This window comes from Halobacillus naozhouensis (assembly GCF_029714185.1).
In the GTDB taxonomy this organism is placed as follows: Bacteria; Bacillota; Bacilli; order Bacillales; family Halobacillaceae; genus Halobacillus_A; species Halobacillus_A naozhouensis.
The window spans coordinates 3143205-3155447 of record NZ_CP121671.1; the positions used below are offsets into that span (position 1 = coordinate 3143205).

Here is a 12243-nt window from a genome sequence, read left to right on the forward strand (position 1 = left end):
ACCCCTCCTTCCTAGAAGCCTGTCTGCTCAGAGATTGCCCTGGCCGTTGATAACAGCTCTTCCACAATATCTGTTTGACGTGGGTATACTCGATTTTTAGGACCTGCAACACTAATAGCTGCCACCATCTCTCCTGCTGCATTGAATACTGGAGCAGCCAAACAATACAGGCCACCTTCATTCTCTTCATCGTCAATAGCAAAACCCTGTTGACGAAATTCTGTCAGTTGTTTATTCAACTGGGCCCGGTCGGTAACGGTAGTTTTCGTGATCGCAGGCATATCCATTTCCGAAAGGAGGTTAGCTGTGACTGGAGCTGGCAGAAAAGCTAGAAAAGCTTTACCAAGACCGGTACAATACATCGGCTTCCTCATCCCAATCTGGGCACTCGTTCTCACAGAACGATAATTATCAACCTTAGCCACGTAGACAAGCTCCTGCTCCAACATAATTGCCATAAAAACAGTCTCTTCTACCTTTTCCATTAATTCCTGAAGGTAAGGCTGGGCTTCAGCATTGACGTCCAGAGTCTCAAGCGCTCTCGTGCCGATTTGGATTAATTTCGGCCCAAGTTTGTACATTTTTCGGTCTGTCAAAGATAAAAAACGCCTAGCTTCCATTGTTTGGAGCAAGTGGAATGTGCTGCTCTGAGGCAAAGAAAGCCTACCAGCGATTTCTTTAAGGGTTAACCCCGCTGGAAAATCCTTCAGTAAATCCAGAATATGAATAACACGATCTGCCGATTTAACCGTCATTTCTTTACACCTTCCAAAATTCATATATGTGAATTTGATTTCTATATGTGAATCTCAATTTATACTAGCACAATAAAACGCTTTCATCAATCAATCATTTTCTTTTTATGTCTTTTTGATGATTTATCTTGAAATTTGACTCTATTCATATATTAAATTATCAATCTTTAGTCCTTGCATATGGGGGATTTCTATCATGCCTCATATTCCCCCCCAGTTCAGGGTGGACTTTTTTCCTAATCACGTTATAATTTAACGTAAAGACTCGTATTATAGTAAAGCATGAATAGAGAACAAATTCTGCTTACTTCCCCAGCCATACAAATCCCTCCTTGCAGAACAGGTGAACAATTTTGAACTTTACTTCTATTCCGTTCGTACCTTGTAGTTTTCCTAGTTTAAAGGTAGAATACAAATAAAACGCTTTCTTTTTTGAAAGCATTGGTGCTTTTGTTTTAAACATATTGGTTGATGAGCAGCCAATATGATTTAAATATGAAAAAAATAAATTAAGGGGGAATTCTTTTGAAGAAAAGAACATTGTTTTCATTAGTATTATTCTTAGCTATCGGCATGATTTTGAGTGCCTGCGGCGAGAGTGGAAATGGCGGCGGCTCCGGCAGTACTGATAGCGGTGATGGCGGGGAAGCCATGACAAACCTGACCATGGGGACAGGTAGTGTTGGCGGCGTCTATTATCCATTAGGTGGAGAAATGGCAAACCTTTGGGCAGATAATATCGATGTTGAAGGGTTTGACGTGAGCTCTGTAGAATCAGGGGCATCTGTTGAAAATATTGCTAAGATTCAAGCAGGTGATTTCCAGCTTGGAATTGCCCAAAATACAACCATGATCAACGCAACAGAAGGTACTGGAGAATTTGAAGGAAAAGAAATGGATAATGTAGGTGTTATTGGGTCTCTTTATCCTGAAGCATTGCAAGTTGTTACACTGGATTCAACGGGAATCGAGTCAATTGAAGACTTAAAAGGCAAGCGTGTTGCCATTGGGCCTCCAGGCGGAGCAACTCGTGAAGCAGCAGAGCTGGTTCTTTCAGCATATGGAATTGAAGAAGGCGACTATACAGCTTACGAAGAAGGATTTGGCGACGCGAAAAGTAAACTGCAAAACGGTACAATTGATGCTTCCTTCGCGGTAGTCGGTGTCCCTTCTTCCACTACAGATGAGCTGGCTGCAGCAACAGGAGAAGTTAAATTCCTGAATATTGAAGGAGAAGCCCTAAAAACAGTAACAGAGAACAGTCAATACGAGGCTTATACAGTAGAACCAGGAACTTATGAGTGGCAAGAGGAGCCCGTCCAAACCGTTACAGCTATGGCTTTACTACTAGCCTCTAAAGACCAGGTTAGTGAAGATTTGGCTTACAAGTTAACAAAGACACTTTATGAAAAAGCCGGTGAAATGACGATCGCCCAAGCTAAATTAATAACTAAAGACAGCGCATTAACAGGTGCTAAAGATCTTCCGCTTCACCCAGGTGCTGAGAAGTACTTTAAAGAGGCAGGAATTATCGAATAATAGTAGTTGGCGCAAGAACCGGACACGATGTCCGGTTCTTTCACCTCACTACTATTTTTTACAGTGAAATGGAGGTTGAACATGGCTGCACACGATAACAAAGAAATTGACAAACATGAATTGATGGCCAAATATGATAAAGAAAGTGCATTTCGTACGAATTTAGGAGCATGGGGATGGATTACGCTAATTCTCGGCGGAGCTCTTACAATATTCCAACTTTACACAGCGTTTAGAGGCGCTTATGTATCTATGATTCAGGGTGCAATTCACTTGGGGGCTGCCCTATGTCTGGTCTATCTCTTATATCCCATCAAGTCTTCTATGACCAAAAACCGCGGTGTTCCCTGGTATGATGCACTCTTAGCAATCGCCGCGTTATTTACTAACTACTATATTATTTATAACTATGAACGATTGATTAATGAAGCAATCATTTTTGGTTTTACCTATCTCGATCAAATTGTCGCTACAGCAGGTATCATTCTATTGTTAGAAGCAACCCGTCGAGTAGTCGGGCTCCCGATCGTCATCATTGCGATCGTTGCCTTGCTGTACGGATTGTTAGGTCAATATATTCCTGTCATCGGACATGCCGGTTATGATTGGCCAACACTGGCCACTGAGATGTTTTACAGCTCAAGTTCTATTTTTGGTATTCCGATCCAAATTTCATCGACCTATATTTATTTATTCCTCTTCTTTGGTGTCATTTTGGTTAAAACAAATATCGGACAATTCTTTAACGATATCGCTTTACGATTAACGGGACGCTATACGGGAGGAACAGCGAAAGCGGCTGTAGCAGCCAGTGGCTTGCAAGGTATGGTTAGCGGTAGTTCTGTAGCCAATACGGTTGGCTCTGGCTCCTTTACGATTCCAATGATGAAAAATGCAGGGTTTAAACCGCATTTTGCGGCGGCATCTGAGGCCTCTGCTTCCACCGGCGGGCAAATCATGCCTCCGATCATGGGCGCTGCTGCATTTATCATGGCCTCCTATACAGGGATTCCTTATAATGAAATTATTGTGATCGCCATTATTCCTGCCGTGCTTTATTTTGCCGGCGTCTTCTTAGGCACACATTTCGAAGCTCGTAAACAAGGCATTATGGGTCTTAAAAAAGAGGAACTTCCGAAAACCAAAAATTTGGCCAAGCGAATTGACCTATTTTTACCGCTGGTTATCATTATAGGTTTTCTTCTTGTTGGATACACTCCAACCTATGCAGCGTTATTTGCAATAGGTACTGCGTTTGTCATTAGCTTTTTCCGTAAAGAAACACGGATGTCCTTAAAAGGTACTATTAAATTGCTAGAAGAAGGTGCTCGAACTGCACTACCTGTAATCGCTGCCTGTGCGACTGCAGGGATCATTGCAGGAACCGTAACTACGACGGGTCTAGGACCTAAAATTGCAGGTGGAATTATCGATCTTGCTCAAGGACAATTCTTCTTAGTTATGTTCTTTACGATGATTGCGTGTATCATTTTGGGTATGGGTCTTCCTACAACAGCAAACTATGTTGTTACAGCTACAATGGCGGCACCTGCTTTATTAGCCTTTGATGTCCCAGTTATTGCTGTTCATATGTTTGTATTCTACTTTGGGATTGTGGCGGATATCACTCCACCAGTTTGCTTAGCCGCGTACGCAGGCGCAGGTATCGCAGGGGCGAACCCGATGAAGGCAGGGGTCACAGCCGTCAAGCTGGCTATTGCCGCTTTCATTATCCCATATGTTTTTGTTTCCCAGCCGATCCTCCTCTTACAGGGAGATGCAAACGTCTTAAACGTGTCGATTGCCGTCGTCACTGCATTACTCGGTATGGCCAGTATCAGTGCAGCGATGATTGGCCATTTTGTCAGCAAAGTCAACTGGCTTGAGAGACTTCTCTTATTTGCAGGCGGATTGCTGCTCGTCTATCCTGCCTATTTGATCTCACTAGTCGGTCTAGCTATCTTCGGTGTAGTGGCAGTTATACAATTTGCCCGCAACAAGAAGGACGGACCTGGACCACAGGAAGCGACTACCTCATAATGTGTATCATTTCATAGACAGTAAAAAACAGGGACTGTTCCGAATTTATGGAACAGTCCCTGTTTTTTACTTCAATTCGTTTGCTCCTTCATGCGCGGAAGCAGTAGAAAAAATAAGGCAAAAACAAGCAGTAGAACAATCAGACCAAGTAAAATGGAAAGGCCAAGTTGATTTCCTTGTGCTGTATCGGCTTCGACTTTTCCTGATAAACTGCTGCTCTCGTCTTCTTCGGCTGCTGTAAATAAATCAAGCCGACTAGCTTTCCCTTTAATCGAATCATCCTCTGTATTACTGCTGGAAAAGAGAATGTTTTTTATTTCTTGATAAGTAGCTTTGCCCCCACTATCAAAGGTAAGATTCATAATCTCCTCGGGCAAAGATTCAATTCGTTGAGATTGATCGTCCGAATGACGATCAATCTCTAAAATAATTCTCTTTTCTTCATAATAATGAGGCTCAATATTTAATTCCCCTTCGTCTGCATTCACAACCGGCGGCAGGAAGAATACTGCAGCCACCATTAGCAAAAATAGATTAAGCTTCTTGAATGTCATCGGTCTCTTCCTTTTTACTATGAAGGTATTTCACGATATAAGGAATAGCTCCAGCCAATACAGTAATCAAAGCCAGCACAATGACTGCCGGATAAAAACTTGATTGGTCTCCATATTGAATCGACATATATACCTCAGCAACAGGATGGCTAATACTAAAGTTAGGCAAAATCACATTTAATAACGGTGTGACGAAAAAGACCACTAACAATATGCCGGTAAACCAACCAAGGAATGGTCCTACAGAAAAGGCCAATCTAACTAAGCTGGAACACATAAACAACACTAATACTGTGAATACTGTCCACTTGATAGATTCGGTCTCTCCTAAGGAATAAATATTTAACCCGTAGATACTGATAATTAACCCTACAGCAATGTTTAGCAGCAGGAATAGAGACAAGTTAACCAATGCAGGGACACCGGAATAATAATTGACGAAAAATCCAATGATTAACCCACTGATCAATACAATAATCAACATCACTACAGGAGAAACCGGTGTTTCCTCCGCTTCATCTGTTGCAGATCCTACTACATTCACAGGAGTGGACAAGTAATTGTACACATAACTGTTAACTTGGCCGTCCACCATCGTATTATCCAAAATATCATTCACATCTTCTTCAACCATTTGCGTAGCATTCACGTTTGTAGCCCATTTCGAGTTCAGCGTATCCGCACGCTCTTGCACCGACCCAATCTGTTCTTGCAGGTTCCCAGTATATTCAATAACAGTAGACTGTCTTTCTGACAGAGAATTTACGAGTTCAGCAATTTGATCAACAGAACCTACTGTAGACTGTCGCGTTTCAAGAACGATTTCCCCTCTCAATTGCTCAATCGGCGGAGGGTCTTGTTCGATTTGGACAATGTCCTCTTGAATCGAAGCGGTGATTTCCTGACCGGTTTCTTGGATGTTAGCAAGGGCAGCTCTCATTTGTTCTTGCTGTTCTTTTATAGCTGCATCGTACTCTTTCATTTGAGATAAAATTTTATCTGCATTTTCTTCTGAGCTTGATAATCCATCTTCGACTGTTGTTAAGCCTTGTTCTACGCTGCTTAAGTTTTCGTCGATAATGTTTTCTTTCGGGGCAATTACCTCAGGGTTCTCAGGTTTTTCTTCCTCAGGTAAAGATTCAAGTTGATCAGCAATGACTTTCATACTAGAAGCATAATCAAGGTGTTCAGAATACCTTGTCAGCGAGCCATAGTATGAAGCAAGAGCTACCGGACTATGGTTACCACTTACTCCCGCGATTTCTAAAGATGGATCCTTAGCCAAGACCTCTTCTACCGTGACATTAACCAGTTTGTTCATTTCCACTAGTGTCCCTGAATCGTCCGGCATCTCAGCTAACTGATTCACTAAAGATGTATATTGATTGAATAGCTTCTCGTAATTCTCTTTAAGTTTCGCGGAATTACTATTACCTACACTTTGATCAACCTTGGCAAGTTTAGTATTTAAAGTTTCAATATTAGTTAGAATACCGCTCCAGACATCATGATCCTCCGGAGGCTGCTCTTTTCCTGGTGCAAAGTAACCCAAGTTTTGTTCAAGAGTGGTCAGGATACCCTGCATCTGTTTAATCTGTTGCAGGGCTTGATCCCCGCCTTCAGGTAAACTGTCTGGAGGAGTTGGAGTAAAATCGCCAGGGGGTTCCGGTTTCTCTGAATCAGAACCGGAACTATCCAGAACATTTGAGTAAGTATTTATAACCTCTTGCCTAAGTTCATTCCTTTTAACCTCGAGATTACTAACCGCATTATTAACTTCCTTATTAACATTTGTAAGAATCTCCTGCTGCTTCGTAATGAGTTCTTCTTTCTTTATTAAGAGCTCTTCCTGTGCTTTGATATACTTCTGCATTTGGTCCACATTACTTTGAACAGTACCAAAACTATTTTGCAAGGTCTGGTTCCTTTGTAATAGCGAACCTAGATTAGAAGATACAGAAGAAACATTAGCCTGCAATCCCGTCTCCTTCGTAGTCAGCCGTTCACTAAGAATCTCTTGCCCTACAGTTTGAACTCCCTCCTGCAAACTTGCGTTAAGGGTATCTCCTTTGTTCTGAACCAGTTGAATATTTTTATTGTTCGTTTCTAAGAATAACTGTTTTTGCTGCTCTTGATATTCTTGATAACGTTCCACGTTATTTAAGAATGATTTCACCCGATCTTCCGTCGCTTGTAAAGATTCTAGTGAACTGGAAGAAGTGCTCTCTGCCGTTTCTACGGTAGAAAATAAATCCTTGAGCATATTTCGCTGTCTTTCAATTTCTTGGGCGATATCTTGCGAATTCGGTGAATAAAAGTTGTACATGGTTTCCTGGAAAGCTATTTCGCGTTCCACAATAGTATCGAACTTCTCACGGAGATCGGCAATTTCCTGTGAAACACTACTCCAGTATAAAGAAGAAATTTCTGCGTTGATAGTTTTTCCGGCAGATTCTAACGCATTCTTTACCTCTTCCTGATTCTTCACTTCTAAATTCGGCTGAATCCGGTAATCGACTGAAGCCCTTGTCGGCTGCTGTTCTTTGTAGGACATCACATGTTCAGAGAAATTAGATTTCACATGGAAAATAGCGTCATATTCTCCATCTGCAAGCCCTTCCTGAGCTGTGTTACGACTTACCGTTTCCCACTGATAATCTGACTGACCCGCCACTAACGCTGTTAGATCCTGGCCAAAGGTTACAGGTTCACCTGCAACCTCTGTTCCATTATCTTCATTGACAAAGGCAATTTTCCCCGTGGCTTTTTCACTTTCTTGCAAAGGATTTTCACCAATGTAGTTAAAATACAACGTCGGTAAAACAAGAATTGCCACCATGACGATAACTAGTTTTATTGTACTCCCTTTATTTTTCATACGTTCACTCCTACTGACTCACATGAAGGAATTTGGATTTTTCGTTCTTTTCCATTTGAAATATAGTAGCCATATCCTGGTTGTACTTCGGCTTCTTTTCGTGAAAATGGTAATGTAAATAAACTTTGCTCTGATTTCTTCATGAGCAGAATGGCCTGACGAATTTGTTTCAATTCATTGGATAAAGGGTCAAAGCCTTTCGTAAATTCATTGATATTACCTGCAGCGATCACCCTGAAACCTAAATGACTGTATTGCTTCATCAAGGAGGCCAGTTTGCCTTGAATCGTGCTGTCGATCGACTGATGGAACCTTGACATGCTGTCCACAAGCAAATAAATCGGTCCATGATGTTGATCATCATGCTCTGAATGATCATGAATCTTATTCAAGAATGCTTGTTCTTTTTGTAAAAGAAGCTGTTCCACATGTGCCAGCCAGTTCTGAATGTTTTCTTTTGTTTCAAGATAAGACACATTCTCTTCCTTATTGAAGGCAGATAGACCACGGTCTGTTCCGTCAAAAATAGCCATCGAATCTACTGACTGGTATAGCAGCTGCCGGATGATAATGCGGAGAACATTCGTCTTCCCATTACGTGATTGCCCCGTCACAATACAATGTGAGGTCAGATCAATCGCAACCGGTTTGACGGATTCCTCATCCAGCCCTACCGCTACTTGATCCCGTGCAGGTAACGTCACATAGGACTCAATAAAGGTATCGTATTCCAGACGAGTCGGAAGCATTGGAATAGGCTCCGGCCCCTTGCTGTCTTGGTAGCTTTGTTTGATGTCCTGAACTTGCTCTTTTACATGGTTTAGAACGGCAAGGTCATCTTCACCATGAGCTGGAAGGAATATTTGGGTTAAATACGATTTTTCTTTATTAATAATGGCCCTTCCTGGTACAGCTTCCACCTCATATGGCGTACGCCCTACTAATGAATACTTCTCTGAAGCATCCATCAAATAATGGATCACTTTTGTTTTTAAATTATTCATCAGCGGCTGACGAACTGAATTGATTCGGGTCGCTGTAAAGACCATAAAGATTCCAAGTGTCTGCCCATCTCTGGCAAATTGAATGAACTGATTTTCCAAGTCCTGCAATTCTTCCTTAACGAGATCAAAATTATCAATTGTAATAAAAATAGTTGGCAGCTTTTCTTCAGCCAGCTGATTATACAGTCGAATGGAACTGACTTCTGCTTCGAGAAATAGCTGTTTACGCCGTTCGATTTCTGACTTCATTAAGTTCATAAACTTCTCAATTTTTCTATGACTATCATAACGGAAATAATCTGCCGTGTGCGGCAGTTGCCGCAGTGGTAACAGTGCACCATTCCCGAAATCAAAAATGTAGTAATGAAGTTGTTCTGGACTGTACGTTTTGGCAAAATCAAGTAACAACGTCATCGCTGTCGTAGATTTCCCGAAGCCTGGAGACCCGAAAATACCGAGGTTTCCGTCATCCATGAACTCATAAATATAAGGATTCTGGCTTTGTTTCTCCGGCTCATCTTTATAGGCGATGGCAAATTGCCCCTCGGCAAGCTCGGTTTCTTTTTCCCTGAATAATCTAGCAGGAAGCGGAGGCAGCCATGGACTTGCTAATTTTCTAATGCCCATTACTTCTTGGGTGTTTGAAATTTGTTCCACCGTCGCTTCGATTTCAGTTAGCTTACGAGCTGGTTTCTGATCAGTTGGCGCTTCAACATTTGAAACACGAATGAGACCTAAATCGGTGACAATCGATACCTCGTCTTCTCCTTCATATGTATCTAGTTGATATGGTGCACCGCTCCATGCTGATTGAAACAGCTCATAAATCTCATTATTTCCTACCTGTAAATAGCCGCGCCCTGTTACTTTCAAGTCAGCTGCGTCGGTATTTTTCAGGATTTCCTTACTATCATTAGCGTCCTGAACCTGCAGAGCGATTCTAAACCTGGAGTTACTCCAAATTTGATCATCGATAATTCCCCCAGGTTTTTGGGTAGCTAAAATTAAGTGAACTCCCAAACTACGCCCGATTCTCGCTGTACTCACGAGCTCGCGGATAAACTCCGGCTCTTCATTCTTCAATTCAGCAAATTCATCAGAAATTAAGAATAAATGAGGCAATGGATCGGCAGCTTTACCCTCTTTATAAAGGTTCGTGTAATCGTTAATGTGATTAACTTTATATTTATCAAACAGCGTCTGGCGTCGCTTAAGCTCACTGTTGATCGAGGCTAAGGCACGCGTACTAAAGTTTTTGCTTTCATTTATATTTGTAATCGTTCCCAGCAGATGAGGTATGTTCTCGAAAGGCTGAGCCATGCCGCCACCTTTATAATCGATCAGCAGAAAAGCTACTTCATGTGGGTGGTAGTGCACAGCGAGCGAAAGGATGTACGTTTGCAGTAATTCACTTTTACCAGAACCCGTTGTACCTGCAAGCAGGCCATGTGGTCCGTGGGCTTTCTCATGTAAATTTAATTCGACGATATCTTCCTTCCCCTTTAATCCAATTGGAACGGCTAAGGATTTAGAAGACTGATTGGTTATCCAATTTTGCTGAATGGGCAATTGGTCCGCTTCCTTTGCACGCAGCAGATCTAAGAAGGAAACGACTTCTGGAATGGAATTATTGATTCCGGTCTGATGGTCCAGTGAGTGCAGCATTCTTGCATAAGATTCATTTCCTTCATGGCGATGCGAATCTAAACTAAATGGCTTATGAGCGGCTTTGCCTTCTTCGATTAATATTTCTCCTTCCCGATCATTCACATAGCGCACTAGCGTGTGAATGTGGTTGGATAAGCTTTCCTTTGTTTCGGTCGCGAAAATGATTGAAATCCCAAGGTTTTCAGCTTCACTTTCTAAGTACTCCATAATCACGTGTTCTGAGATCAACTGTTGGTTCGTCACAATGAAAATTAAATGTGGTGAGAATATCTTTTTACTTTTGTCTTCATCCAGATCGCGATCCCTAACCATGGCATAAATCGAAGAAAGCAGCTGATCCCGTGTTTTTTCGTTATAAATCATCCCTTTAGCGAAGGATTGAGGAAGTTGAATATGGGGAAGCCACTTCACCCATTCCCATTCTTCATACTCGTCTTCTTCAAAAATAGTGATGAACCTGACATCATGATAACTATGGAAAAAAGCCAACTGACCAATGAGCTGATGGATCTCTTTTCGAACAATACTTTTCTTACCCACCATGCCTAAAGGACCTTCAGCAAGCCTGATGGACAGAGGAACATTAGATAAATAACTATAAGCTTGAACCATTTGCTGGGACTTCTCAAGAAGGTCATCGATTTCACGATTAGCAAAGTCCCCTGATCCTACCGATACTTCATAACTGGAAGGCACGGTGGCTTTACCAATTCTTAATTCTAAAAAGTCTTCACTTTCCAGCGTCCGCTCCCAAATTCGATCACTAACGTAAGAGGTCAAATACTTCATTCGTTCAAATGAAGGAAAATGGTAAAAGAGAACTTCTTTTTGCTTTTCCCGTAATGATTGCAACTCTTCTCTTTTTTGTTCTAAATAATTGTTATAAACCCGGTGACGTTTCTCTTCTCTTTCTTTTGTTCTGCGACGTTCTTTAAAATATTGAACGGTCGATGTGATTAACGTCGTCGTAAACATCATGATCGAAATGATAATAAAAATACCTCGCGGAATCACCAGGGCAACAATCCCCATGACAATCAACATGACAAGCGGCGGTAAAATAATCAGCCATAACGAGCGTTGATTGTCGTCCCCTTCTTGCCCTGGAAACGAGAACGTTACCCTATCATCAGGAAGATCAAAAATCATCCGAGGTGTTCTACGGTATTGTGGATATTGTTTTTTCATTTCCGATATAGGCAATTTTGAAGCAGGCAAGTTGCTTTGATGCTCCTCTTCACTAACAACCTGCAACATATCGTCATCCGTAAACGTTAGCGTCATGTAAGGGAAAAATACTACATCCCCTACAGTAATGTTCGTTTTCCCTTTTACTTGATGGCCGTTCAAAAATACACGTTCAGTAGTCGCGGCTTCTAATAACCAGCCACGTTTTCTCCGAAGAAAGCTGAATCCAACAGGGCTTTCTTCTTGAGCACGATCCTTTTTGATCATGGAAGTATCAAGAGACCCGACCGTCACCTCGTCTTGCTGGCCAACATAATAAGTATCAGCAGAGGTACTGCTTGATGTATGAACAATCGTTAATGAATCAGCACCTGCAGGAACCGTCATATGTTCTCTAACTGCTAGCTTTCCTAGCAGTTTCTCGCCCTGGGTAATGGTTAAATAACCATCCTGCATGCCTTTTTGTACAGTAATCGCACCTTCATTCAACTCCAAGTCCCGTAAAGTGACCTCACACTGGTCACTTTCCCCTATACTCATATGAAACTCCTGGTCGTCATGGAGGGGATGACATTGATATTGATTTTGATGAAAAATATATAATTGACTCATTACAT

General features: G+C 41.8%; 6 protein-coding genes. 2 read left to right on the forward strand and 4 right to left on the reverse strand.

Annotated features, from left to right (window positions below; translation table 11 throughout):
* Positions 1-11: 11 nt before the first annotated feature.
* Positions 12-755 (reverse strand): IclR family transcriptional regulator, encoded by a 744-nt coding sequence (locus tag P9989_RS16380; RefSeq protein WP_283075937.1) that lies wholly within the window; start codon positions 753-755, stop codon positions 12-14.
* 525 nt (positions 756-1280) lie between these two features.
* On the opposite strand from P9989_RS16380, the gene P9989_RS16385 reads away from it, so the two are divergent.
* Both P9989_RS16385 and P9989_RS16390 read left to right on the forward strand, forming a co-directional pair.
* The gene (locus P9989_RS16385) at positions 1281-2294 is read left to right on the forward strand and encodes a TAXI family TRAP transporter solute-binding subunit (protein ID WP_283075938.1); all 1014 of its coding nucleotides are present in this window, start codon (positions 1281-1283) and stop codon (positions 2292-2294) included.
* Between the two features lie 81 nt (positions 2295-2375).
* Positions 2376-4334, forward strand: coding sequence for a TRAP transporter permease (locus tag P9989_RS16390; protein WP_283075939.1), 1959 nt, complete (start codon positions 2376-2378; stop codon positions 4332-4334).
* Between the two features lie 71 nt (positions 4335-4405).
* Here the strand turns inward: P9989_RS16390 and essA are convergent, their stop codons facing one another.
* From essA to essC, 3 genes are read right to left on the reverse strand one after another with little or no spacing between them, the layout of a single operon-like run.
* A complete protein-coding gene (essA, locus tag P9989_RS16395; RefSeq protein ID WP_283075940.1) occupies positions 4406-4888 on the reverse strand; it encodes a type VII secretion protein EssA in 483 nt (160 codons plus the stop codon).
* Positions 4869-7766, reverse strand: coding sequence for a type VII secretion protein EsaA (gene esaA / locus P9989_RS16400; RefSeq protein ID WP_283075941.1), 2898 nt, complete (start codon positions 7764-7766; stop codon positions 4869-4871). Before esaA ends, essA begins: the two co-directional genes overlap by 20 nt.
* A complete protein-coding gene (essC, locus tag P9989_RS16405) occupies positions 7763-12238 on the reverse strand; it encodes a type VII secretion protein EssC (protein ID WP_283075942.1) in 4476 nt (1491 codons plus the stop codon). The genes esaA and essC overlap by 4 nt, the downstream gene beginning before the upstream one ends.
* Between the last annotated feature and the right edge of the window lie 5 nt (positions 12239-12243).

Excerpts from the sequence above, each read along its gene's own strand:
- P9989_RS16380 (WP_283075937.1), bottom strand. The coding sequence starts at position 755 with ATGACGGTTAAATCGGCAGATCGTGTTATTCATATTCTGGATTTACTG.
- P9989_RS16390 (WP_283075939.1), top strand. The coding sequence starts at position 2,376 with ATGGCTGCACACGATAACAAAGAAATTGACAAACATGAATTGATGGCC.
- essA (WP_283075940.1), bottom strand. The coding sequence starts at position 4,888 with ATGACATTCAAGAAGCTTAATCTATTTTTGCTAATGGTGGCTGCAGTA.
- esaA (WP_283075941.1), bottom strand. The coding sequence starts at position 7,766 with ATGAAAAATAAAGGGAGTACAATAAAACTAGTTATCGTCATGGTGGCA.
- essC (WP_283075942.1), bottom strand. The coding sequence starts at position 12,238 with ATGAGTCAATTATATATTTTTCATCAAAATCAATATCAATGTCATCCC.